This is a genomic window from Frankia sp. ACN1ag, from assembly GCF_001414035.1.
GTDB lineage: Bacteria > Actinomycetota > Actinomycetes > Frankiales > Frankiaceae > Frankia > Frankia torreyi.
In genome coordinates, this window is record NZ_LJPA01000013.1 from 153,364 (window position 1) to 176,664 (window position 23,301).

The 23,301-nt window shown below is 74.6% G+C and carries 24 protein-coding genes, 3 pseudogenes and 1 riboswitch; of the genes and pseudogenes, 9 read left to right on the forward strand and 18 right to left on the reverse strand.

All coding sequences use genetic code 11. The features are described 5' to 3' along the window. The first annotated feature begins 511 nt into the window (after positions 1-511). Positions 512-1,150, forward strand: a complete 639-nt coding sequence (locus tag UK82_RS14070; RefSeq protein ID WP_044883139.1) for an NAD(P)-dependent oxidoreductase — start codon at positions 512-514, stop codon at positions 1,148-1,150. Here the strand turns inward: UK82_RS14070 and UK82_RS14075 are convergent. The 4 genes from UK82_RS14075 to UK82_RS14085 form a co-directional block, all read right to left on the reverse strand. After that, a complete protein-coding gene (locus UK82_RS14075) occupies positions 1,095-2,087 on the reverse strand; it encodes an EamA family transporter (RefSeq protein ID WP_055407582.1) in 993 nt (330 codons plus the stop codon). The two genes, UK82_RS14070 and UK82_RS14075, sit on opposite strands and share 56 nt — an antisense overlap. Continuing rightward, entirely contained in the window at positions 2,054-2,371 is a 318-nt protein-coding gene (locus UK82_RS41850; RefSeq protein ID WP_082121590.1) for a 3-oxoacyl-[acyl-carrier-protein] synthase III C-terminal domain-containing protein, read from the reverse strand. Before UK82_RS41850 ends, UK82_RS14075 begins: the two co-directional genes overlap by 34 nt. Then, positions 2,253-2,567, reverse strand: coding sequence for a hypothetical protein (locus UK82_RS33655; protein WP_044883141.1), 315 nt, complete (start codon positions 2,565-2,567; stop codon positions 2,253-2,255). Before UK82_RS33655 ends, UK82_RS41850 begins: the two co-directional genes overlap by 119 nt. 277 nt (positions 2,568-2,844) lie before the next feature. Beyond that, positions 2,845-3,051: a hypothetical protein gene (locus UK82_RS14085; RefSeq protein WP_044883142.1), complete on the reverse strand. Its 207-nt coding sequence runs from the start codon at positions 3,049-3,051 to the stop codon at positions 2,845-2,847. Between the two features lie 132 nt (positions 3,052-3,183). Here UK82_RS14085 and UK82_RS14090 point away from each other — a divergent pair, with 132 nt between their 5' ends. Continuing rightward, the gene (locus tag UK82_RS14090; protein WP_255354292.1) at positions 3,184-3,597 is read left to right on the forward strand and encodes a putative glycolipid-binding domain-containing protein; all 414 of its coding nucleotides are present in this window, start codon (positions 3,184-3,186) and stop codon (positions 3,595-3,597) included. 39 nt (positions 3,598-3,636) lie between these two features. Here the strand turns inward: UK82_RS14090 and UK82_RS14095 are convergent. Together UK82_RS14095 and UK82_RS42730 are read right to left on the reverse strand one after the other, a co-directional pair. Then, positions 3,637-4,068 (reverse strand): DUF6817 domain-containing protein (locus UK82_RS14095; RefSeq protein WP_236705912.1); only part of this gene is annotated, 432 nt, incomplete at its 5' end. Positions 4,069-4,106: 38 nt separating this feature from the next. Further along, positions 4,107-4,380: pseudogene (locus UK82_RS42730) on the reverse strand (hypothetical protein); the annotation flags it as partial. On the opposite strand from UK82_RS42730, the gene UK82_RS14100 reads away from it, so the two are divergent. Together UK82_RS14100 and UK82_RS14105 are read left to right on the forward strand one after the other, a co-directional pair. Continuing rightward, entirely contained in the window at positions 4,315-4,671 is a 357-nt protein-coding gene (locus UK82_RS14100; RefSeq protein ID WP_044883143.1) for a helix-turn-helix transcriptional regulator, read from the forward strand. The pseudogene UK82_RS42730 and the gene UK82_RS14100 overlap by 66 nt on opposite strands. A 121-nt stretch (positions 4,672-4,792) precedes the next feature. Further along, complete coding sequence (locus UK82_RS14105) at positions 4,793-5,095, forward strand: YciI family protein (RefSeq protein ID WP_044883144.1); 303 nt, start codon at positions 4,793-4,795, stop codon at positions 5,093-5,095. A gap of 138 nt (positions 5,096-5,233) precedes the next feature. On the opposite strand, the gene UK82_RS14110 is transcribed toward UK82_RS14105, so the two are convergent. The 7 genes and pseudogenes from UK82_RS14110 to UK82_RS14135 all read right to left on the reverse strand — a co-directional run bounded on the left by UK82_RS14110 (position 5,234) and on the right by UK82_RS14135 (position 12,049). Then, on the reverse strand, positions 5,234-6,106 hold the full coding sequence (locus UK82_RS14110; RefSeq protein WP_055407584.1) for an NAD(P)-dependent oxidoreductase: 873 nt from the start codon (positions 6,104-6,106) through the stop codon (positions 5,234-5,236). A 103-nt stretch (positions 6,107-6,209) separates the two neighbouring features. Next, complete coding sequence (locus UK82_RS14115) at positions 6,210-6,689, reverse strand: hypothetical protein (protein ID WP_161849119.1); 480 nt, start codon at positions 6,687-6,689, stop codon at positions 6,210-6,212. Positions 6,690-6,715: 26 nt separating this feature from the next. Beyond that, a complete protein-coding gene (locus UK82_RS14120) occupies positions 6,716-7,225 on the reverse strand; it encodes a cobalamin biosynthesis protein (protein ID WP_082121592.1) in 510 nt (169 codons plus the stop codon). 7 nt (positions 7,226-7,232) lie between these two features. After that, a complete protein-coding gene (locus tag UK82_RS14125) occupies positions 7,233-8,876 on the reverse strand; it encodes a cobyrinate a,c-diamide synthase (protein ID WP_083507190.1) in 1,644 nt (547 codons plus the stop codon). Positions 8,877-8,880: 4 nt separating this feature from the next. Continuing rightward, a partial coding sequence (locus tag UK82_RS14130) for a cob(I)yrinic acid a,c-diamide adenosyltransferase (RefSeq protein WP_236705913.1) occupies positions 8,881-9,292 on the reverse strand: 412 nt, incomplete at its 5' end. Position 9,293: 1 nt separating this feature from the next. Further along, a pseudogene (locus UK82_RS37700) lies at positions 9,294-9,489 on the reverse strand (cob(I)yrinic acid a,c-diamide adenosyltransferase); the annotation flags it as partial. Between the two features lies 1 nt (position 9,490). After that, positions 9,491-12,049: a VWA domain-containing protein gene (locus tag UK82_RS14135; protein WP_055407590.1), complete on the reverse strand. Its 2,559-nt coding sequence runs from the start codon at positions 12,047-12,049 to the stop codon at positions 9,491-9,493. A gap of 148 nt (positions 12,050-12,197) precedes the next feature. After that, a riboswitch (cobalamin riboswitch) is annotated at positions 12,198-12,419 on the reverse strand. 58 nt (positions 12,420-12,477) lie between these two features. Between UK82_RS14135 and UK82_RS14140 the strand changes: the two genes are divergently transcribed. Further along, entirely contained in the window at positions 12,478-13,329 is an 852-nt protein-coding gene (locus UK82_RS14140; protein WP_082121594.1) for a pentapeptide repeat-containing protein, read from the forward strand. A gap of 14 nt (positions 13,330-13,343) precedes the next feature. Here the strand turns inward: UK82_RS14140 and UK82_RS14145 are convergent, their stop codons facing one another. Further along, entirely contained in the window at positions 13,344-13,862 is a 519-nt protein-coding gene (locus UK82_RS14145; RefSeq protein ID WP_052680895.1) for an N-acetyltransferase, read from the reverse strand. Positions 13,863-13,960: 98 nt separating this feature from the next. On the opposite strand from UK82_RS14145, the gene UK82_RS14150 reads away from it, so the two are divergent. Together UK82_RS14150 and UK82_RS31420 are read left to right on the forward strand one after the other, a co-directional pair. Further along, positions 13,961-14,767 carry a methylenetetrahydrofolate reductase gene (locus UK82_RS14150; protein WP_044883150.1) on the forward strand — a complete coding sequence of 269 codons (807 nt, stop codon included), beginning with the start codon at positions 13,961-13,963 and terminating at the stop codon, positions 14,765-14,767. A gap of 109 nt (positions 14,768-14,876) precedes the next feature. Then, complete coding sequence (locus UK82_RS31420; RefSeq protein WP_082121595.1) at positions 14,877-15,407, forward strand: GNAT family N-acetyltransferase; 531 nt, start codon at positions 14,877-14,879, stop codon at positions 15,405-15,407. A 92-nt stretch (positions 15,408-15,499) separates the two neighbouring features. Here UK82_RS31420 and UK82_RS34355 read toward each other — a convergent pair. After that, a pseudogene (locus UK82_RS34355) lies at positions 15,500-15,706 on the reverse strand (Tn3 family transposase); the annotation flags it as partial. A 160-nt stretch (positions 15,707-15,866) separates the two neighbouring features. Between UK82_RS34355 and UK82_RS14160 the strand changes: the two are divergent. After that, the gene (locus tag UK82_RS14160; protein WP_152989897.1) at positions 15,867-16,520 is read left to right on the forward strand and encodes a formylglycine-generating enzyme family protein; all 654 of its coding nucleotides are present in this window, start codon (positions 15,867-15,869) and stop codon (positions 16,518-16,520) included. 185 nt (positions 16,521-16,705) lie between these two features. On the opposite strand, the gene UK82_RS14165 is transcribed toward UK82_RS14160, so the two are convergent. The 3 genes from UK82_RS14165 to UK82_RS14180 form a co-directional block, all read right to left on the reverse strand. Beyond that, entirely contained in the window at positions 16,706-17,317 is a 612-nt protein-coding gene (locus UK82_RS14165) for an AAA family ATPase (protein WP_044883153.1), read from the reverse strand. A gap of 106 nt (positions 17,318-17,423) precedes the next feature. Beyond that, the coding region (locus UK82_RS14170; protein WP_236705914.1) for a WD40 repeat domain-containing protein at positions 17,424-18,632 on the reverse strand (1,209 nt) is incomplete at its 5' end. 2,682 nt (positions 18,633-21,314) lie between these two features. Then, positions 21,315-22,301 carry a site-specific integrase gene (locus UK82_RS14180; RefSeq protein WP_063897490.1) on the reverse strand — a complete coding sequence of 329 codons (987 nt, stop codon included), beginning with the start codon at positions 22,299-22,301 and terminating at the stop codon, positions 21,315-21,317. Between the two features lie 319 nt (positions 22,302-22,620). Here UK82_RS14180 and UK82_RS14185 point away from each other — a divergent pair, with 319 nt between their 5' ends. Continuing rightward, positions 22,621-23,115, forward strand: coding sequence for a hypothetical protein (locus UK82_RS14185; protein WP_044883156.1), 495 nt, complete (start codon positions 22,621-22,623; stop codon positions 23,113-23,115). Positions 23,116-23,301: the final 186 nt, after the last annotated feature.

Here is a 23,301-nt window from a genome sequence, read left to right on the forward strand (position 1 = left end):
GTGCGGGTACCCGGCCCCACCATCGCCCTGGCCGGGGGCGTGGTGGCCGCCACCATGCTCGCCCTGTGCGGGCTGGTCAGCTGGGTGCTGGCACGTCCGGACGTCCTCGACGAGCCGGCGGTCGTGCGGGCACTGCACGACCTGGCCTTCGTCACCGGGGGCACCGGGCACGTCGTCTTCCTCGGCCTGCTGGTCGCGGGCGTCGCCGTGCCGGGGCTGCTGGNCGGACTGCTGCCGCGCCCGCTGGCGGTGGCCGGTCTGGTCGTCGCCACCATCGCCGAACTGTCCACGATCACCCTGCTCGTCTCCGACGCGGCGGTGCTGCTGCCCCTAGCCCGGTTCACCGCGTTGGCCTGGCTCGTCGCCACCAGCTTCCTGCTGCCGCGCACCCGGGCCACCAGGGCCAACAGGGCCACCAGGGCCGGCACGAACATCTGAACCCCGGCCGCAACCCCCGGCGGGTGCCGCGGCCCGCGTCGCCTGGGCCCATCGGGGTCCGTCAGGAGCAATCGTGAAGCTGCTCATCTTCGGCCCCACCGGTGGCACCGGCGCCCGGCTGGTGACCCAGGCGCTGCAGGCCGGTCACGACGTCACCGCCGTCGCCCGTCACCCGGACCGGGTCCCCGCGGGCGAGCATGCCCGCCTGACCGTCATCGCCGCGGACATCCTGGCGCCCCCGGGGTGGAAGGCCGCCGTCGGCGGGCAGGACGCCGTGCTGTCCTGCCTGGGCAGCACCGAGCGCAGGCATCCCACCACCGTCTACTCCCAGGGCGCGGCTGCCATCATCGACGCCATGCGCGACGCCGGGGTGCGACGGCTGGTGTGCCTGTCCTCGGCGGGTCTCGACGTCGCGCCGGGCACCGCGCTGCCCCAGCGGCTCGTCACCACCGTGGTCATCCGGCGTCTCTACCGGCACGGCTACGCCGACATGACCATCATGGAACGCCTCCTCGCCGCCAGCGGCCTCGACTGGACGGTGATCCGCGCACCGATGCTCACCGACGGGCCGTTCACCGGGCGCTACCGCACGGCGGTCGACCAGCACCTGGTGAAACCGAAGGCCGTCTCCCGGGCAGATCTCGCCCACTACATGCTCACCCATCTCGCCGACCGCGAGAGCTGGCAGAAGACCGTGCACATCTCGTCGTGAACCGTCCCTGCGTCGGTTGGCTGTCTGGTCGTCGGACCGGCTGCTTCGGATATGCGACGGTCGTTGCCTTGGGTGTGCGCTGTGCACTATCGGGGTCCTCATCGCCGCCCAGGCGGGTGGCTGGACGAGCCGTTCGGGCTGGGAGTTGCTGTACGGCGGGTGGGATGTCCGGAGGGGGCATCTGGGTTCGCAGGTAGAGGACGGCCGCGATGAGAACGGCCGCGCTGATGAGCTGACGCAGGTTGAGGGATTGACCGAGCCATAGCCCTGCGAGGACGACACCGAAGACGGGTTCGAGAGCGGTGGCGGCGGAGGCCGCCTGCGAACCCGCCCGGGCGACACCCCACGAAAACAGAACGAAAGGTGCGAGGGTGCCGAGAATGCCGACGAGCAGGACGTCGGGGAGATGGCGGGTGTCGGTGAGGATGCGTGGCCAGCCCTGCGGGGCCTGGATGATCACCCAGGCGAGTGCGGAGACGGCGAAGGCTCGGGCCATGGAGGAAGCCGCGCCGTAGGCGCGGCTGGAGCTTTCGCCGAGGACAGAGAACGACGCGACGGCGACAGCGGTCAGCAGGCCGTAGGCGAGACCGGTCAGACTGATCCGGCCGGTTCCGGCGGCCAGTCCGAACACGAGGGTGTGCCGAAACCGCGGGGGGTTCTCGCTGATGGAGGTCCGATCGCCGGCGCGGGCGTGCCAGAGGTAGCTGAACAGGCCAAGTCCCACGGCGGTGACGTACGTACGTGCCTCCACCAGCTCGAGAGGCGCGACTCCGGCGCGGAACGATTTGCCAGCGGTGGCGTCGAACGCCCACAGAACGGTCGCCGCGGTGACAGCGAGAAACCCGACCTGGCTCTGGGAACGGCCGGCCCGCGGCGGCGACGCGCCGCGGGCCGGCCGCCAGCTCAGGCGTGCCAGCGCAGGAGAACACTTCCCCATGTCATGCCTCCTCCGAAACCGAGCAGCAGGACGGTGGAACCGTCATCGAGGCGGCCGGCGCGGACGGCATCGTCAAGAGTGACACGGTGGTGTCGGTGGCAACGAGTATCGCCAGGACGGCCGCCGGGACCACCTGCCAGACGAACTGCCGCACCTCGCGACCGTTCATCGGGAGCCTGTCCCCGTGTGCTCCCGGATGTGCGCCGCCTCCGGTGCACGCCGTGCCTTGACCCGCGGCAGGTCCCGCAGCGCCGCCACGATCGGCGCGCCGGCCGGCGTCGCACCCCCGGCGATTGTTTCGGCCAGCAGCTCCAGGAATCCGGTCACCGCGGCGTAGCGGGTGACCAGCTCGGTACGCCAGTCCGCGTCGTCGTCCTCGGCCTCGTCGGGTAGATACTCCGCGACCGTCGCCAGCGCCGCCTGCAGCTTCTCCCGCGGCACGGCCTGCTCGATCGCGGTCCACATCTCCGCCAGGGTCATCCCTGCCCGTCCCCTGCCAGTGGCACGTCGAGGAGCACGGTGACCGCAGCCGCGACCCGTCCGGCGGCCTTACGGAAGCGGGGCAGCGCCTTGAGCCGCTTGCTGTCGCTGACCCGTTCGGCGCGGGCCAGCAGCTTCGTCGCCAGACGTGCTGAGGGCGCTGTTCGGCTCCGGCTCGGCGCCGCGTCGCTGACGACAACCGGCCGCTGCCGGTCCCCGCACTGCGCTGCGGGCTCGCACGTGCCGGCGGGGGCAGGTGGGCCGTGCGGAAGTGGAGTCAGTCGGCAGCGACCGCCTCGGCGGGGGCTCGAACACCGGGGCGGCGCAGGATCGCCTGGGCGGTGTCGCGCAGTTGGCGGGCGCGCAGGCTGAGGTCGGCGGGGTCCAGGTGCTCGGCGGCGTCGAGGATCGTCGCCCGGGCGCGGCGATGGTCGGCATACCGGGCCTGCTCGTCGGCGGTACGGCGTTCCTGCGGGGTGGCCATGTGTCTCCCTGGTGGGACGGGCCCCGGCGGCGGGATGCCGGTCGGGGTCTGCGCTGGTGACGGCGGGTGGGGAGCAACGGCAGTGGGCCCGCCCGCTCAGTGTGCGCCGGCACCGGTCGGCGAGACGGATTCGTGCCGGGGCCCACATCCCGTGAGGCGACTGTGCGCGGGCGGTCGGCCACTGGATCCCGGTCGGTCACGCTCGAAGCCGACCGCGGCGGGCGATGGCTGGTCAACGGTGCGGTCGCGGCGGATCTGGAGGGCTTCCGCGACGTCGATCTGGAATCGTCGGCGGTGACGAACGCGCTGCCGGTCCGCCGGCTGGACCTGGCCGTCGGGCAGCGGGCCGACGCCCCGGCCGCCTACGTCCGCGCCGTCGATCTGACCGTCCACCGGCTGGAGCAGACCTACACCCGCGCCGCCGACGACGGATCATGTCAGCGCTACGACTACACCGATCCCACGTTCGCCTTCGCCTGCCAGCTCACCTACGACGACTCGGCGCTGGTCGTCAACTATCCAGGGATAGCCACCCGCGCGCTCTGAACGCTCTCGGGACGGCGCCGTGGGCATCGATCCGATCGCTCAGGGCCGCAGAGTCGCGGCGCAGTCCTGCCACGCCACGGCACTGAGGAGCGGACGCGTGCGGGCGAACAGGGCGTGCAGACGGGGACCGACCTCCGCGGCGAACGTCGGATTGTGCCGGGCAAGGTCGAGTTCGTTGGCGGCGGTGAGCTCCATGAACTCCCGTAGCTCCCTGCCGCGGACCGGTTGCACCCGGCCGGTGAACCGGTCGCGGAATTCCACCTGTGAGGCGGCGGAGAGGCGAGGGTAGACCCAGGCTCGATCGCAGCTGGCATACCGGTAGACCAACGTCTCGACGTCCGCGCCCACCATCGTGGCCACCTCGCAGCGCCGGGAGAGGTCCACCAGATGCGGGGCGAACCCGTCGGTGCCGTAGACGGCGTGGCATAGACCCGCCACCTGCAGCACGCTGTCGGCCCGCCACCGCGCGAGNAGGTCACGCACGCGCAGCAGATGGTCGAACAGGGTGNCGCCGGGATGGTCGATCCTGGCCGCTCCCCAGGACAGCAGAAGATCTTCGGCTCCGATGGCCGTCGGGTCGTCGTCGCCGAGACAGTCGCCGATCACGGGCACCATCGTCCCAGGCGCGGACTTACCATGACGGCGGGACCGGCAACGGCGTGACGGTCGCCCGGTGACGGGTTGCCGGCTGCCGGTCCGCGCCGCAGGGAGATGGTCATGACGCAGTCGACGGCCGCCGACGGGCCGGTCCGGACGCCGGCGCGCACGCAGAGCCTCACTCATCGCGACCCGGCGCAGGTCAGCCTGCAGGAGGCCCTCGACGCCCTCGGGGACCCGGTGCGCCGCGCCATCCTGCGCATGCTGGCCGACCACCCGGACTGGACGCTGCCCTGCGGCAGCTTCGAGGTGCCCGTCAGCGCGGCCACCCGCAGCCACCACTTCGCGGTGCTGCGCGCGACCGGACTGCTCGAGCAGCGCGACACCGGCCCCCGCCGGTTCAACCGGCTGCGCCGGGCCGAGTTCGACGATCGTTTCCCCGGGCTGCTCGACCTCGTCCTGCACGAGGACCCCTGAGGACCCCTGAGAACGTCGGAAGATGTCCGAGGACGTCTACTGATCCGGCTACCGACCCCGCAGCCGGGCTCGCCACCGCGGGCGCACGGCGCGTTCCCCGCAGAAGGGTGCCTTCTTGCCGATGTTCGTCATCGTGCTCCGTTACCTTCGCCCGATCGAGGAGGTCGACCGGCTGCTGGCCGAGCATCGCGACTACCTGGCCCGCTACTACGACCAGGGCGTGTTCCTGCTCTCCGGCCCGCGCACGCCGCGCACCGGCGGGGTCATCCTCGCCGACGGCGTCGACCGCGCGACGCTGGAACGCATCCTCGCCGAGGACCCCTTCCAGCAGGCGGGCGTGACCGCCACGGACATCATCGTGTTCGCCCCCGTCGGGCGGTCCCATCCCGACCTCGCCCGGTTCCTCCCCGCATCCCCGGACTGACGGCCCGGCGGCTCGCGGTCAGTCCGCGACGACGGCGCAGCAGATCATGGACGGCGGCGCGCGGAGCGGTTCGACCGCGGGTCGCCGCCGCTGGCCCCTGCGCCGCTGGCGCCGCGTGCGCCTGCGCCGCTCTACGGTCTACTTCGCGCGGGAAGGTCGCCAGCGGTGCCGCGGTGCCCAGCCCAGCAGCGTGCGCGCACCCGAGGTGTCGATCAGTGCCCGGAACGGATCCTGGAGATACTCCGCTCCCCCGCGCCAGGCGACGTCGGGGAGCAGCCGCGTGACCAGGGTACGGGCGTCGTCGTGGGCGGAGGAGATGTCGGCCGCGCACAGCAGCAGCCGATGGTGCCCGGCAAGCGGAGCGGTCAGCGCCCGTTCGACCGCCGACGCGAGGTCCCGCACGTCGAGGAAGGCGCCGTACTCCCAGATCGGCGACCATTCGAAGGCGGGATCGTCACGTCGGGCCCGCCGTATCCCGGCGTAGGTCTGTTCGGTGAACACCCCGGGTGGGCGCAGGCAGACTGTGTAGACGCCGGTCGCGGCGGTGGCCGCCTCGCACATCTGCTCGGCCAGCCATTTCGATATCCCGTACGCACCCGCCGGGCGGGTGGGATGGCGGTCATCGAGGGGAAGGTAGGACGGCCGGCCGCGGCCGGCGAAACAGCCCAGCACGTCCACGCTGCTCATGACGACCACCCGGGGCAGACCGTGCCGTTCGGCTGCCCGCAGCACGTTGCTCGTCCCGACCACGTTGGTCTCGAACACCCGCGTGTCCGTGCCGGTCGTGGCCGGTCCGAACTCCGCCAGGCCCGGATCGTCGACCGGCTCGTCGAGGGCGGCCAGGTGCACGATGGCCCCGCAGCCCGCGGACATCCGCTCGAGATCGGCGCCGTCGCGTACGTCGTGCCCGTTCACCAGATCGAATCCCACCGTCTGGTGTCCGGCCAACGTCAGCGCCGCTGTCACGGCCCGGCCCACCAGCCCCCGGTCTCCGGTTACCAGAACACGCACGGCCCGACAGCCAACCAGCCCGCCCCCCTGTTGCGCGAGTCATATTTCGGCGGAGAAGTCCGCGGCGGAGCGCCGCGCCTGCACGGCGAGGAGACCGGCTGCTTCACGGGAGTCTGGCCACGATGAGATCACCGAGGTGGCGGGCGGTGCCGGGGGCGGCTCCTGCTCCGACGACGACCGAGATGTAGGCCGCGCCCTTCAGGAGGTGGACTTCCTGGACGTTGCCGGGGCTGGTGTAGCTGTAGCCCACGTAGCCGGCACCCGACAGGTCCTGCTGCGGCCGTTGGGCCGGCGCCGCGCGCGACGACTGGTAGCCCGCCTCGGTGTCCTTCGCCGAGCTCCACACGGTGACGAACCCTTTCGAGGACTGGAAGGTGCAGCCGATCGCATCGGTGTCTCCCTCGGAGGCCCCCTGGCGACCCGGACTCCAGGACGCCTCGATCGCGGCCCGAACCTCCGGAGCGTGCAGCAGGGAGCAGGGCGGCACCGGCCGGGGCGCCGCCGCACCCGACGCCGACGAACAGGACGCCGTCACCACACAGGAGACGAGCACCGCACCCGAGGCGAACGCAAGACGAACCATCCGGTAACTGTGCACCAGATCCATGATCACGGGCGTGGAACCGAGCCGCTGACTCCTGACCTCGACGAGGTTGTCCTCCGTGGCGCCTGACCTGGCCACCCGGATGTGTGCGCGCGGTGCGGGCTGTGGCGGGCGACGGCGATCGTGGCGCGCCGGCCGGTGCGTTTGGGGAGCAGCAGGACCGGTCGTGGCGCGGCCGGGTCGAGATCCGGGTCGAGGGGAAGCAGGCAGGCCGCCTCGGCGACGCTCGGTGTGCCGAGTGCGGCGCGCGCGGCGGCGCTGGGGTGGGGGACGTCGACCGTGGCCAGGCGGTGCGGGGGGTATCCCGCGACGGGCCAGCGATGGTGGTCGGCGGCGGCGACGATGCCCGCCTCGTCGCGGCGGGCGGCGACGGTGGCCAGCAGGCGCACGGCGCCCGCCGGCACGCCGAGTTCGCGCAGCGCCGCGTCGATGAGCGCGAGGATCTCCGCCGCGTCGACCCCGGGGCGCGCGCCGACGCCGACGACCAGGTCGGCTGCGGTCCGGGCGGTTGCCATCGGAGGGTCAGGCCGCGCCGGGCCGGCGGCCGTCGCTGCCGGGAATGCCGGGAATGCCGTGACTGCCGTGGGTGTCGGGGATGCCGGGGTGGGAGGGCGGGTCGGGGTGGCGGGTGTCGGCGGCATTGTCGCGGCGGTATGCGCGCGCGGCGGCAATCAGGCCGGTGGCGATCTGGGGTCGGCCGGCCCAGTGCAGGTGCAGGTAGGAGGCGTGCACCCGGCGGTGGACGAAGCCCTCGGCCAGCCAGCGCGACGGCGCCTCGGCAGGCCGGCGTGACGGTGCCGCGATCAGCCCCGCCGTCGGGGGTGGGGCGCCAGGGAGCGCCGCCGGCAGCGGGGCGCCGGCAGGGGCGGTGGGCGCCGGGTCGACGACGGGCAGCCACCAGGCGGCCGGGGGGCCGCCGGCAGGCGGGGCAAGCAGGACAGTGCGGTGGAACTCGTGGGCGGCCAGGACGCTGCCGGCCGGCGCCAGCGGGCTGGGCGTGGCGGCGACCGCCCGGCGGTAGCCGAGGGTGAGCCGCGGGCCCATCACCGCGGCGACGTCGAGGACGGCGCACATCGGCGCGCCGTCGAGGCTGCGGGCCAGGTACAGCAGGCCGGCGCACTCGGCGGCGACGGGCGCGCCGCGGGCGGCGAACGCGGCGATCTCGCCGCGTAGCCGGGTGTTGGCGGTGAGCGCGCCGACGTGTTCCTCGGGGAAGCCCCCGCCGATGATCAGCGCGTCGGTGCCGGCGGGCAGCGTGTCGTCGCGCAGCGGGTCGACGGCGACGACGTCCGCGCCGGCGGCGGTGAGCAGCTCGACGTGCTCGGCGTAGCCGAAGGTGAACGCCGCCCCACCGGCGACGGCGATCCGCGGCGGCCGGCCCGCCGCCGTGCCTCCCACGGTGGCCAGCGCCGCAGCCGGGTCCCAGGCCTCGGTGCGCAGCGGCGGGGCGGCGCGGGCGACGCGCAGCAGACCGTCGAGGTCGCAGGAGGCGGCGACGAGCGCGCCGAGGCGGTCGACGGCGTCGAGCGCGGCCGGGCGGCGTTCGGCGGCGGGCACCAGGCCCAGGTGACGCGACGGGGTGTGCACGGACTGCTCGCGGGGGACCGCGCCGAACACCGCCACCCCGATGCCGCCCAGCGCCTCGGTGAGCAGCTCGCGGTGGCGCGGCGAGCCGACCCGGTTGAGGATCACCCCGGCCAGGTGGATGCGCCGGTCGAACGACCGGAACCCGGCGACGAGCGCGGCGATGGACCGGGCCGCGCCGGAGACGTCGACGACGAGGATGACCGGAGCGTCGAGCAGCCGGGCGACATGCGCGGTGGAGGCGTGGTCGGCGGCCTCGCCGGGCTGCGGGCGGGCGACCCCGTCGAACAGGCCCATCACGCCCTCGACGACGGCGACGTCGGCACCGCGCGCGCCGTGGGCGAACAGCGGGGCCAGGCGCGCCGGGCCGCACAGCACCGCGTCCAGGTTGCGTCCGGGGCGGCCGGTGGCCAGCGCGTGGTAGCCGGGGTCGATGTAGTCGGGGCCGACCTTGTGCGGGGAGACGCGCAGCCCGCGGGCGCGCAGCGCGGCCATCAGCCCGGTGGTCACCGTCGTCTTGCCGGCGCCGCTGGTCGGGGCGGCCAGCACGAGGCGGGGCAGCGCGAGCGGCGCGCTCACCACGCGCTCACCATTCGATCCCCCGCTGCCCCTTCTGCCCGGCGTCCATCGGATGACGGATCTTCGTCATCTCGGTGACGAGGTCGGCGGCGTCGAGCAGCTCCTGCGGGGCGCGCCGGCCGGTGACGACGACGTGCTGGCGGCCCGGGCGGGTGCGCAGGGTCTCGACGACCTCGGCGACGTCGAGCCAGCCCCAGCGCAGCGGGTAGGTCAGCTCGTCGAGCACGTAGAGCCGGTAGGTCTGCGCGGCCAGGTCGCGGCGGATCTGCGCCCAGCCTTCCGCGGCCGCGGCCGCGGGATCGCCGTCGGGATCGACGCGGTCACGTACCCAGCTCCACCCGGAGCCCATCTTGTGCCAGTCGACGGTGCCGCCCGCGCCGGAGTCGGCGAGCACCCGCAGGGCGCGTTCCTCGCCGATGNGCCACTTGGCGGACTTGACGAACTGGAACACCCCGACCGGCCAGCCCTGCGACCAGGCGCGCAACGCCAGGCCGAACGCGGCGGTCGACTTCCCCTTGCCGTCGCCGGTGTGCACGATCAGCAGCGGCCGGTCGCGGCGTTCGCGGGTGGTCAGTCCGTCGTCGGGGACGCTGGCCGGCTGCCCCTGCGGCGCCATCTCAGGCCGCCTTTCTGGCGCGCGGGCGTGGGCGCGGTGCCGGCGGTGCCGGTGCCGGCGGCGGCGTCGGCGGCGTCGGCCGGGTCGTCGGCGGTGGGGTCGTCGGCGGTGGGGTCAGCAGGGGCAGGGCGTCGAGGGGGATCGTGATCCCGTCGAGGGCGTGGGCGAGCCGGCCGGCCAGCCCCAGGCGCAGGAAGCCGCTCTCGCAGTCGACGACGACGCTGGCCAGCCCGCCGCGGCCCGCGGTGCCCCCCGGGCCGCGCCCGCCGCGGGGCCGACTGGTGGCCGGTCCGCCCGCGCCACCGGCGGCGCGGACCAGGGCGCGGGCCACTGGCAGCGGGTCGGCGCCGGCGGTGGCGCGCCCGTCGGTGACGACGACGAGCAGGGCGCGCCGGGCCGGGTCGCGGCGCCGTTCGGCGCGCAGGACCTGCCCGGCGCGGGTGAGCCCGGCGGCCAGCGGGGTGCGCCCGCCGGTCGGCAGCGCGCGCAGCCGGGCGGCGCCGACCTCGACGCTGGCGGTGGGGGCGAGCACCACCTCGGCGCTCGACCCCCGAAAGGTGATCATGCCGATGCGGTCGCGGCGCTGGTAGGCGTCGGTGAGCAGGGCGAGCACGGCGGTGGTGACCAGGGTCATCCGGGCCTGGGCGGCCATCGACCCGCTGGCGTCGACGACGAACAGCACCAGGTTGCCCTCGCGGCCCACCCGCACCGCGCCGCGCCGGTCGGCGGGCAGCAGGATCGGGGCGGGCCCGTGCCGGCCGCGGGCGTGCTGGTGGGGGGCGGCGGCCAGCAGGGTGGCGGGCAGGTGCAGCCCGGGGGCGTCGGCGGCGGTGGTGACCACCGCCCCGCGGCTGCCGCGGGCCAGGGAGCGGCGCCCGGCGGCACCGGCGGCGGTGCCCAGGCCGGCGACGGCGAGCAGCCGGGGTCGAAACGCCGCCCCGGGCGCCCCGGCGACTCCGACCCCGGCGGCGGCCGGGTCGGGTGGGCCGCCGGCGTGACCCGATCCCGGGGTGCTCGCGGTGAACGGGGGGAACGGTGCCGGTGGGAGGGTGAGATGTCCCCCGCCCGCCCGGTGCCCGCGCGCCGCGCTGCCAGGTCCGGGGCCGGCGGGGCCGCGGTGGGTCCTGCCGGCCGTCGCGGGCAGCCGCGGATCGTCGGCGCCCGGCTGCGCGCCCGGGTCGGCCGCCGGGTCGCCGCCGTCCGCCGGCGACCGCCCGTGCAGCCCGCTGCCAGCGCCGAAGGGGCCGCCGGGGCCGATGTGGTCGTCGCCGTGTGACGCGCCGCCGCCGGGGCCGTCCGGGCCGCCGTCGGGGTCGTTGCCATCGGGGTCGTCGTCCGGGCTCGGGCCGCGGCCGTCCGGGCCGCTGCTGTCGACGCCGCGGCCGCCGTGGGTGTCGCCGGCGGTGTCCCGCCGCGAGCGTGCGCCCTCGCCGTCCGTGCCGTCGGCGTCGCCGTGCGCCGCACGGTCGGGGTCGGCCGCCGCGTCGGCGAGGGCGGTGTCGGCGAGGGCGGTGTCGGCGAGTTCGGCGTCGGCGGTGGCGTCGAGGCCGGCGAGGGCGGCGTCGAGGGCGGCGTCGAGGGCGGCGTCGTCGAGGTCGGGGGCGTCGAACGGGCCGCGGCGGCGCCGGTGCGGCAGGGCCAGGCGCGCGCCGGCGCGGATGTCCGCGGCGCGGACCGTGCCGTGCCCGGACCAGGCGGCCAGCGCCATCGCCGTCTTCGCCAGGACGACGTCCGCGCGCATTCCGTCGACGTCGACCCCGGCGCACACGGTGCTCACCGCACGTAGTGCCGCGTCGGTCAGCGTGACGGTGGCCAGGCGGGCGCGGGCGGCGGCGACGTGGGCGGCGAGGGCCGCTTCGGCCGGCGCCCAGGCGGCGGCGAACCCGTCCGGGTCGGCTTCGAAGGCCAGCCGGCGGCGCACGACCTGCGCGCGTAGCTGCGGGTCGCGGCTGGCGGCGACCTGCACGGTCAGCCCGAACCGGTCGAGCAGCTGCGGGCGCAGCTCCCCCTCCTCCGGGTTCATGGTCCCGACCAGCAGGAACGACGCCGGATGGCGCACGGAGACCCCGTCGCGTTCGACGTGGGCGACGCCGAGCGCGGCGGCGTCGAGGAGCAGATCGACGAGATGATCACCGAGCAGGTTGACCTCGTCGACGTAGAGCACCCCGCGGTGGGCGGCGGCCAGCAGCCCCGGGCGCAGCACGCTGATCCCCTCGGCGAGCGCCCGGTCGAGGTCGACCGACCCGGTGACCCGGTCCTCGGAGGCGCCGACGGGCAGCTCGACGAGCCGCGCCGCCCGGGTGGCCTGCGCCGCGCCGTCGGGATGCGGGCCGTCGGGGCAGTCCGGGTTCGGCGCGCTCGGCGCGCAGGCGAACCGGCAGCCGACGACCACGTCGACGCCGGGCAGCAGCGCCGCCAGCCCCCGCACGGCGGTGGACTTGGCGGTGCCCTTCTCGCCGCGCACCAGCACGCCGCCGAGCGTCGGACTGACCGCGTTGAGTAGCAGCGCCAGGCGCAGGTCGTCGGCGCCGACGACGGCGGACAGCGGGAAGTTCACCACCGCCGCGCCGCCGCGACCACGTGCCGATCGTGCCGATGCGGCCGGCGCGGCCGATCGCGCCGATGGGGCGTCCGATGGGACGGTGTTGCAGGCATGCTGATGTCCTCCCGGAGGGTCCTCGCCCTTGGTGATCACCCTGCGACGGCCGGAGTATCCTGGCTCCCGGGTCGACGCGCGCCTTCGGCCTTCCAGCCGCCTGCCGCGGCCGTGACCCGTCGTCCCACCCGGTGCCGGGAAGTCCGCTCCCAGCCCGGGCGCGACGATCACCGGATGTGCCCTCCTGCGCCGCGTCGCGCCGGTGGATCCACCCGGGAAGACGCACTTCCCGGTGACAGTGGCGGGACCGCGCCGGATTCACACCGGCTTCCTCCCGAAGCTGTCGCGTTCGCCAGCATGACATATCCGCCGACGTCGAGGAGGCCCCCGCGGTGACCGACCCGCCGCTGCGCGCGGACTGCTCACACTGCTTCGCGCTGTGCTGCGTCGCCCCGGGCTTCACCGCCTCGGCGGACTTCCCGATCAGCAAGCCCCCGGGGACGCCATGCCGGCACCTGAACGCCCGCCACGGCTGCTCCGTGCACGACGAGCTGCGTCCCCGCGGGTTCCGCGGCTGCGCGGTGTTCGACTGCTTCGGCGCCGGCCAGCAGGTCAGCCAGGTCACCTTCGCCGGCCGCGACTGGCGCACCCACCCCGGCGACGCCACCCGGATGTTCGACACCTTCGCGGTCATGCGCACCCTGCACGAGTCCCTGCACCACCTCGCCGAGGCCCACGGCCTGCTCACCGCCGGCGAGCAGGCCCCCGCTCTCCGCGCCGGCCTGCTCGCCGAGGTGGATGCCACCGCGGCGGCGACCGTCACCCTGACCGGCGCCGACGCCGACACTCTGCTCGCCGTGGACGTGCCCGCCCATCGCCGCGCCGTCCACGGCCTGCTCACCCGCGCCAGCGCCCTGCTGCGTGCCGGGCTCACCCCCGCCGCCGGCGGGCAGGGACGGCTACGCGCCCTGGGCGTCGACCTGGTCGGAGCCCGGCTGGCCGGCGCTGACCTGCGGGGCGCGGAGCTGACCGGTCGGCTGCTGATCGAAGCGAACCTGCGCGGCGCCGACCTGAGAGGCGCCGACCTGCGCGGAGCGGACCTCCGCGGCGCCGAGGTGAGTGGCGCGGACCTGCGCGGGGCGCTGTTCGTCGTGCAGGCCCAGCTCGACGCCGCCCGCGGCGACGAGGCCACCGTCCTGCCCGCGGCACTCGCCCGCCCCGCCCACTGGGCGCCATCCCCGTGAAGGCGCCCGACGGCTCAGCCGGCGGATCGGGGCCAGGGATCGGGCGTGTACGCAGAACCGGTGTCGCGTCGCCACTGCATCCACCGCTCGATCTTCGCCAGGGACGTGAAGCCGCTTGCGGCGTAGTGGGCGTGCGCCTCGTCGGTCACCAGCGTGAACTGCGGGATGTCGCGCACCTGTGGATGCCGCAGCAGCCCGCAGACCAGCCAGCGCCCGACCCCTTTACCGCGATGGTCCGCATCGACGTGGACGTCGTCGATGAAGGCGACGGCCACCCGGTCGGTCACGCACCGGGCGACTCCCCGCTGCCGACCGGCCGGGTCGTAGACGCCCACGGTGAGGGACTGGTCGAGCGAGGTGTTCACCGCCGCCTGGCTGCGGCCACGCGACCAGGCGGACTCCAGCGACAACCATCTCCACACCTGGTGACGGTCCAGGCGTGCGGGATCGTCCGACAGCCTCCACCCCTCGGCCTCCAACCGCTGCCAGGGCGGGTTCACCGGACCGTCCGAAGAGCTGATCACATCCGTCATTGTGTCGCCGGGTGGCCCCCGCCGCTGCCGGGCTCGACGACATCGCCTGGTAGCGCGCCAACGCCGGCGGGTGGATCGTGGCGTCCTATCCTGTCCGGATGCAGGAATCCATGGCGGGTCACGAACGTCCGGCGCGCGGCTTCGAGCTGATCTGCGAGATCGAGCCGCCGACCCGGCCGGATCTGACCCACGCCCGCCACCAGATCGGCGTCCTGAGCCCCGTCACCGATGCGTTCCTGATCCCCGACAACCACATCGGACGCGCGACGGTGTCGAGCATCGCCGTCGCCCACGAGGTGCAGACCATGGGGGGACGCAGCATCGCCTGCGTGAACTCCCGCGACCGTAACCTGCTCGGCTTCCGCCGCGACCTGCTCACCGCCGCGGCCTACGGCGTCGAGGAGTTCCTGTTCGTCCACGGCGACAAACCCACCGCCGGGAACCGGACCAGCGACCTGACCGTGCGCGCGATGATGGACGAGGCCCGCGCGGCCAGCGAGGATCCGGCCTTCGCGGACTCGCCGGCGTTCCGGGTCGGCGCCGCGGCCGGCCTACGTCCACTGCCCGCATGGAAACGAGCGGCCGACTTCCTGTTCGTACAGGTCAGCTACTCGGTGGACGCCTTGCTGCGCTGGCGCGACGCCCATCCGGTCGCACTGCCGGTCTACGCCGGCGTGATGGTCCTCGCGAGCGCCGGGATGGCCCGCCGCCTCGCCGCGACCATCCCCGACATCGACATCCCCGACGACCTCGTCCACGCGGTCGAACGGGACCAGGTGGCCGGGGTCGAAGCGGCCTGCGACCAGGTACTACGGCTGCGCGACAGCGGCGCCTTCGCCGGTGTGCACCTCGTTCCGGTCAGCCGCTACCGCCAGGTCGCCACCCGACTTGAGGACCTTCTCTAACCCCCCGGGCCGTTTCTCGCAGATCTTGGTACCCCTGCCGGAGAGCGCGGCCGTAATCCCCCCCCCCGCTGAAAGCGGTCAGGGAGCGGTAGCGGGCGATCATCGGACCATGGAACCTGTACTGGACCCAGCGCCGGTGGAGATCCGTCTCGCGCGCGGCGATGATCTTCCTGCCGCCCTGGGTGTCTGGCAGGAAGCCAATACTGCCCGCGGACAACCTCCCGGCCCTCAGCGGGTCGCCAGAGTGCGGGCCAAGCTTGCCGCCCCCGATGGTCTCCTCCTCATCGCCGTGGCAGGCACGACAGTTCTCGGCATGGTTTTGGCGGAACCAGGCCGCGCTCAGGACGGCCAGGGACCGAAGCTGGACGGGTTGTGCCACGTTTCGATGGTCTTCGTCCACCCCGACCACTGGGGGCGACGGGTGGGTGAGCTGCTGATCGGACACCTCGCGGACCAGGCCTGTCTCCGCGGCTTTGCATGGCTTCAGCTGTGGACCGGAGCCGGCAATGACCGGGCGCAGCGGCTCTATCGTCGGGTCGGCTTCGTTCCCAGCGGACGCAGACTGCGGCTAGAAAAAGGAGAAGAGATTCTGCACTTCGTTCGCCCGACCGAGTGGTCGGCGGAAACGCCGGAATCATAGTATCCGGATCAGAATGTAAGGGAGATGGTGGCCAGGTCGTCGGGGTCGACCACCTGGCCTTCGGTAACGAGCTGGTTGACCACGCCGGTGATCTGGCCCTGGGTATCCGCATGCACCACATCCGGTGTCACCTCGGACTCGTTGTGCAGCAGGCCGTCGATGATGTGGACCGTCTCCCACACCCCGCAGGGGATGAACCGGCTGAACAGCGCGATGTAGGTGTCGGAGATAACGGAACGATCCGGCCCGGATGCCCCGCGGCGGCCGCGGCAACGACGGCGATGATCGCTGCCGGTCATGACCCTGAGCGGCGCGCCGGCCTCAGCCCCGACCCATCACGGTTCCGCGGAACCGCACCCCACCGCCGGCGGCGCCCCCGATGGAACAGCTCGCGGGCACCTCACCACCGGCTGCCGGCGGTGAGATCATCATCCGATGCAGNCAGACGCGTCCCCCGCGATGCGAGCCGTCCCGCCCGGGCAGGTGACCCTGTCGGACCGGCGCACCCAGTGCCGCTGGTCAGTGGAGCTCGCCCCCTACTGGCTGGCGGCCTTCCCCGTCACCCAGGAGCAGTACACGCGGATCACCGGCCAGCGGCCGAGCAGTGTCCACGGCGACGGGCTGCCCGTCGAGGGCATCAGCTGGTGGGACGCTGTCCGATTCTGCAACGCCCTGTCCCGGCACGAGAGGTTGACACCGGCGTACCGGTTGCCTGACGGCGACGGCGACGTGATCGCGTGGGATGCCGGGGCCGACGGATACCGGCTGCCGACCGAGGCGGAGTGGGAACACGCCTGCCGTGCCGGCACAACGGGGCCCCGCTACGGCCGGCTCGACGACATCGCCTGGTATCGCGCCAACGCGGGCGGGCGGCCCCAGGAGGTGGGCGGCCGGGTGGCCAACGCGTGGGGCCTGCACGACATGCTGGGCAATGTGTGGGAATGGTGCTGGGACGTCTACGACGCCGAGGTCTACGGCACCTACCGGGTGCTGCGCGGCGGCGGGTGGTTCGACGAGGAGTGGAGCTGCCGGGCCTCGGTGCGCCGCCGCAGCCATCCGACGGTGCGCCTCGACGACGTGGGCCTGCGCGTCGCGCGTTCCGTCACCGGATGATCGGATCGCCGGCGGAAAATCGGATGCGCCGGGCCACGGCAGGGTGCGAACCTCACGGCCATGGTCACTTTCGGTTGGCGCCGGCCGTGACCCGCGACGCGTAGACGATCTTGGTGTTCCGCGGAACAGCATCATTTCCAGGCGGGCGGATGCGGATCCCGACGCCCGTGCGGCGCCCTGCGCGGTCAGCGGTTCAGCGCGGCGGTGACGAGCGGGTACAGGGCGGCGTGTACCTCGTCGGTGGTGCCGGAGGCGGGCAGTTCGTGGAACGCGGCGGCCTCGGGCAGGTCGCGGTAGGCCTGGGCGAAGGCGGTCAGCCGGTCGAGGTCCTCGTGGTCGCGGCCGCGGTGTTCGACTCGCTCCTGGGCGAGCGCCGCCGGGACGGTGAACAGCACCACCAGGTCGGGGGTCGGGAATCGGCGGTAGGCGGCGCGCACCCGCCGGCCGTCGCCGTCGCCGCGTAGCCGCATGACCGCGTACTGGCAGTAGGTGTAGCGGTCCATGACCGCGATGCGGCCGGTGAGCCGGGACAGCGCCAGCGCGCGGGTGATCGCCAGGCCGCGGAACGTCGCCTCGACGGCGACGTGGACGCGCGGGCCGAGCAGGTTCGGGCCGTCACGGCGGCCCAGCCTGCGGGCGAGCGGATCGAGCAGCGGCCGGCCGCCGCCGTTTTCGAAATAGCTGGCCGGCTGCCCGGCGGCGGTCAGGGTGCGGGCGAGCAGCCGCGCCTGGGTGGTCTTGCCCACCCCGTCGACGCCGAGTAACGCGATGACCGGGGGACGTCGTCGCCGCCGCATCCGATGATCGTATCGGCTGCCGTGGGCGACCGCGGCCGCCGGAAGCGGGACCAGACGTCGGGTTCGAACGGAGCGTCGGTGTCGGGCGGAACGCGGGGTCGGCGGGTCAGCGGGCGTCGGCGGGTGGGGACGGGAAGAGGTCCCACAGGACGGTGCGGCGGTCGGCGCCGGCGGTGGCCAGCAGGCGGCTGTCGGGGGCGAAGGCGACGTCCTGGACGGGGCCGGCGTGGGCGGGCAGGCGGTGGCCGGGGCCGGGACGTTCGGGGTCGGTGATGTCGCGCACCGTCGCGGTGCGGTCGGCACTGGCGGTGGCCAGCAGGGTGCCGTCGGGGCTGAAGGCGACGGCCTGCACGGCGCGGCGATGGTCGGCGATCTCGACCAGGACGGTCTCGGTGGTGGGGTCGGCCACCGAGTAGACCCGCACGGTGCGGTCCTTGCCGGCCACGGCGAGCAGGTCGCCGTCGGGGCTGAACGCCACGCTGAACACGGCCCCGCGGGCGCCGGACAGCGTCACGGTGGCGCTCGGGTGGGTCGGGTCGGCGAGATCCCACAGGGTGACCGTGCGGTCCTCGGCGCCGGTGGCCAGCAGGGTGCCGTCGGGGCTGAAGGCCACCGCCCGCACGGCGCTGCGATGCCCGGCGAGGATCGCCGCGCGCCGCGGCACCCCCGGCTCGGCGAGGTCCCACAGCAGCACCGCCCGGTCGTCGCCGGCGGTGGCCAGCAGGGTGCCGCCGGGGCTGAACCCGAGGTCGTGCAGGTAGCCGCGATGGCCGGTCAGCGTCATCAGCGGCACCGGGCGGGCCGGGTCGGCGACCTGCCACAGCACGGTGGTACCCGCGTCGCCGGCGGCGGCGAGGATGCGCCCGTCCGGGCTGAACGTCACCGCCCGCGCCCACTCCTGGTTGATCCGCCGACCGTAGCCGACGGTGGCGACCAGCCGTGGAGGGTCGGGGAACGCCGCCTGCCACAGCCGGACGGTGGTGTCGGTGCCGCCGGTGGCGAGCAGTGCCGCGGTCGGGCTGAAGCTGACGCTCATCGGATGGCCGCGTTCCTCGGGCAGGACGGCCAGGCGGCGGGCGGCGGCCAGGTCGCGGGCGGCGCCGCGCTCGCGTCGGACGCCGGCGCCGGTGAACGTCGCGCCGGCGCTGGCGCCCGCGGTGCCGCCGCGCGCCGGTGGGCCGGGCGGACGGTGTCCGCCGGTGTCGCCGGGGCATGGGCTCGGCTGGCCGTCGGCGCCGGTGTCGGTGCCGGCGAACGAGGTGGGGGGAAACGGCGGCGGGGTGAGGTCGGTCGCGGGCCGGGGGGCGACGACGGTNACCTGGCGCAGCAGCCAGTCGCGCGCCAGCGTCGCATCCAGGCCGAACAGGTCGAAGGCGAGCAGGCCGGCGAACGGCGCGGGCCGCGAGCAGTCCTCGATCCGCACCAGGATGATCCGCCCGCCGCCCCCCGCGCCGACCCCGGCGGTCCGCGGCGGGCCGGCGTCGCGCCCGGGACGCGTCGTCGGAGGCGCCCCCGCCATCGTCGCCTTGTCCGCCACCGCCGCCATGCCCGGCATCGCCGCATTGCCCGCCACCGTCGCCCTGGCCGGCGTCCCGGCGGCGACCGACCGGGCCGTCTGCGCCCGGTAGGCCGCTGACCAGATGACGAGGATCTCTCCGCCGAGCGTGAGATGGCGATCGAGATCGACCGGCGCCGCCCCGGCGGGCGGGGCGCTGTCGACCAGGGGGTGGCTGAGCACCCGGTAGCCGGCGTGGGCGAGCTGCCAGCACAACCAGCGTGCCCAGGCGGCGTCCGGCTCGGCGACGCTGTGGGAGACGATGATGTCCCACGACGGCCCTGCCGGCACCGTGCGCCCCTCACCGCCGGGCGGACCGCCCAGCTCGCCGGGGCCGGCCCGTCCGCCCGCCGCGGCGGCGTCCGCGCCCGTGCCGGAACCCGGTTCCGCCGCGGCGCCACCCATACTCACACCTGGCAGCCTGCCACGCCCCTGCCCGGACGAGAACCCGACCATGGTGGCCGCGGCGGCGGGCGGGGTGGGCGATCAGCGTGCCGACTCGCGTGCCCGCCCGTCCGCTCGCCGTTTCGCCACCACCTGTCCGGCCGTCCTCGCCGGCGCTGACCGGCTCGGGCGGTCGAGCGGGTCAGGGTACTCGCCCGTCGTCGGCGGATCATGCGGACGGCTCCGCGTCGCGCGAGGGCAGGCCGGTGCCGGGCGGTGCTGTGTCGTCGGGTGCCTGCCGCAGGTGCGCCGCCGCGGCGCCGTGCAGGTCCGTGGCGGCCGGGGGAAGGTCCTTGGACCGGGCCCTCGGTGGCGAGGTCCGCAGCCGTCGGCCTGGCGCAGCCGGGGGGTCGCCCGGACCGTCGGTGGGTGCGGCGTCGGTGGGTGCGGCGTCGGTGGGGGCCGAGCGCGGCGGGCCGTCCGGCGAGGCGAGGGCGGTGGGCGTCTCGACGCCGGTTGCTGGGGGGGTGGTCGGGCCGCCTGCGGGGGCGAGCATCTGCCGGTGCTCGCTGCGGTGGTCGAAGATGTAGCCGCGCAGACCGGCGACGAGGTGCGGCGACCCGGCGGCGGCGAGCTCCCGGTCGACCTGCGCGATGTGCGTATCGCACTGGGTGATGGCCTGGAGCTCCTGCGGGCTGAGCGGCTCGCGTGCCTGGGCGCGCAGAAAGGACGCCAGCCGGCGGCATGGGTTGAACAGGCTGCCGACGTCGAGCAGTGGGACGAGTCGGTCGGCCACGAAGCGCACGTCGTCGTCCGACAGGTCCTCGGGAGTGGCGAGCTGCCCCAGGAGTCGCAACGAGTCCTCGACGTTGCGCCGGGCATAGTCCGCAAGGGACTCGTCCTTTGTCTCCGTGCCGGAGTACGGGCAGTCCGTCGCGTCGGGAAAAGCCCGCCGGTACAGCGCCNCGCAGGCGAGGATCCGGTCCGGCCGCTCCGCCGAGGGAAAGCCGAGCAGTATCTCCGACTGAAGGTAGGACCAGCGCTCCGATGCGGCGCCCGAGCCGTTCCGAAAGAAACGTCCAATTTTAGCCGCAAGATTTCGTTGTTTGTCTGTTGGTTCGTCTGGTCGAAGGTACCTGGCGATCTCGTCCAGTGACACTCTGTGATGCAGATACTGTGCGTATCGCTCGGCGAGCAATGCTGTGACATGGTGGTTCCTGTGCGGAACCGGTTCTCGCTGCTGCGCACCCACCATCGCGTTCATCGCTCTCTGTGAGATCTCGGGCACAATATTTCGGGGCTGTGATATGGCACGGAGTGCCATATCGAGGTCCGCGGGCGTGGCGGAAGGTCGGCGCGGGACCGATGCAACATTTCTGTCGCATTCGACGGCTCGACGGTCCACCCCGATCGCGGATGCGGCAGCTTGTCATGCATTCCTGCCGCTCGCTAAGAAGGGTACGCACAGCCCGAATCGTTACCGATGATGTCGTCCACAGGATCGTCCGTGTCGGTGTCCGGGTCTTCCCGGGCCGGCCACCGACCGCGGCGATCCCCCTTTTCTCCAGGAGTGCCGATGCGTCGTCGCCGCTGCCTGCCGCCCCGTCGCCGACCGGGCCGACCGCGCGCACCGCTGGCCCGCAGCGACAGCCATCCCCGCCATCCCCGGCGCTGCGGGGCCGCCCACCGCCGGCGGGGATGCGGCCGGACCAGGCGGGGGGACGCTCGCCGGCCGGCGGCTACGCGCCGCCGCAGGGCCGCAGGCGTCCCGCCACGTCCACGGCGTCCCGCCGGCCGTCGCACCGACGGTGACCGGCGGCGCGGACCGACCACGAGTGCCACCGGCGGTTCGGCGTGGCGCGCCGCGGCGATGCTCGCCGTGGCGTGCACCGTCGCGGTCGGACTGCTGACGGTCGGGCTGGCCGACGCCGGGGCGCTGCTTCTGCAGACGTGGGGGGTGCTGCTCGCCGTCGTCGTCGACCGCGCTCGGCGCCGATGACGAGCGCGTCCCTGCCCGCCGGCCGCCGGCCACCGGCCCGGCCGGCCACCGGCCACCGGTTACAGCCCGACGCGGCCGGAGGGGTTGTCGCGGTCGAACAGGCGCCCGGCGCGGATGTAGCCGTCCAGGGACGCCGAGGAGCGCCAGCGGCCCTGGCGCATGATGGAGCGGTCGGCGACGCCGGCGCGGGCGGCGGCGGTGGCGAACCCCGAGCGCAGCGAATGCCCGGCGAAGTCGGCGGGGTCGAGGCCCGCGGCGGCGACGCGGCGCTGCACGATGCGGGCCACCGACCCGGGGTAGAGCCTCGTCGCGCCGACGTGGCCGTGCCGGCTGACCGCGCGGAACGCCGGGCCCTCACGCAGGTCGGCCGCCTGCGCCCAGGCCCGCCACGCCCGCACCGGGCAGGTCGGCCGGTAGGAGCCGTAGGCGATGCCGACCAGTGCCCCTTCGCCCTCCTGGTCGGTCTTGGACCTGCGGATGGTGAGGATGAGACCGTCGGGTGTCTCTACCAGGTCGGCGACGTCGAGGCCGACCAGTTCGCTGCGGCGCAGGCAGCCGGCGAAGCCGATGAGCAGCAGGGCCCGGTCGCGGGCGTCGGCGACGTCGTCGTCGCGCAGGCCCGCCACGACCCGGGTGAGCAGGTCGGTGTCCAGCGCGGTCTTGCGGGTGGGCCGCACCCCGCGGGTGCGTCGGATGCCGTCCCAGACGGCGCCGACCTCGGGGGCGGCGGCCGGGTTGGGATGGTGGGCGAGCTGGTGGGCCACGGAGATCGCGGCGAGGCGGCGGCGGATCGTCGAGGGCCGGTAGCCGGCGTCGGCGAGCGTGGCCAGGTAGCCGGCGACGGTGGCCGGGGTCGCCGGTAGCGCGCTGGGCGCGGCCGGTTGGCGGGCGCACCAGGCGCGGAACTGGCGCAGGTCGCTGTCGTAGGCGCGCCACGTCGACGCCGACCGCGACGCGCGGGCGTAGTCACCGACGCGCGCGGCCAGCTCGGCGGGCAGCGCGAGCGGCGCGGCGCCCCCGGCGGCGGATCCGCCCGGCACGGGCAGCGGCCGTGCGGCGTCGGCGACGTCGATGTCGGCGGCGTCGATGTCGATGTCGATGTCGATGTTGTCGGCGTCGGTGGACCGCGCGATCTCGCCGGTCACCGGTGTGCGGACCGGCGGTGAAGCGTCATCGCGGCCTACCCTAATTCCCACCGCCGCCGCGGACGCCGGCGGTCGCCCGGCTGTCGGTCCACCTGATCGGCGGCGGTCGCGCGGGCCGCCCGCGACGGGACGAAAACTGTCGGAGGTCGGTCCTATCGTCATCGCCGTCGGCGTTCGCCGGCCGCCGCCACCACGGCGGCCGCAGACGGGAGGGCGGCTCGTGCATCAGGTGGATCCGCGCGCGGAGCAGATCGAACGCGGCGGCGAACTGGCCCGCGGCGGCCGGCGGCAGGCCGCCCGCGGCCTGCTCGCCGCCGTGTGGCGGCAGCTCAGCCCGGTCGACGACGCGCCGCTGCGCGCCGACTGCGCCCTGGCGATGGCGGCCCTGCAGGACGATCAGCACGACCGGCTCGCCTGGCTGCTGCGGGCGCTGCACGCCGGCGAGCAGGTGCGCGAGTCCTACGTGGCGCGCCGCGGGTTGCCACTGCCGCTGCCGGCGTTCTATCCGACGGTGCTGCGCGACCTCGCCGACGCCTACCGGCTGGTCGGCGACGACGTCGGCGCCCGCGCCTGCGAGCAGCGCGTCGCCGCGGGGGTCGCCGGGATCCGCCGGCTCGGTGACGTCGCGTTGCAGGAGATCGCCGCGTTCGCCGTGTCCCGGATGACGGGACGCCACGGCGTGCCCATGCCGGTGCAGGACCCGTGGGCCCGCTGACCCCGCCCGCCGCGGCGGCGGCCAGCGGACCGGCGGGGCGGGTGCACCCCAGGCAGGGGTCGGGTACGGTCGGCGGCGGAACTCCGCTTGCCGTGCTCCACGCACCACGTCGCAGAGGGAGCCGGCTCCTCGCCCGGGTGAGGAGGAGGTGGCGACAGCGCTGTCCGCTGCCCACCTTTCGGAGAT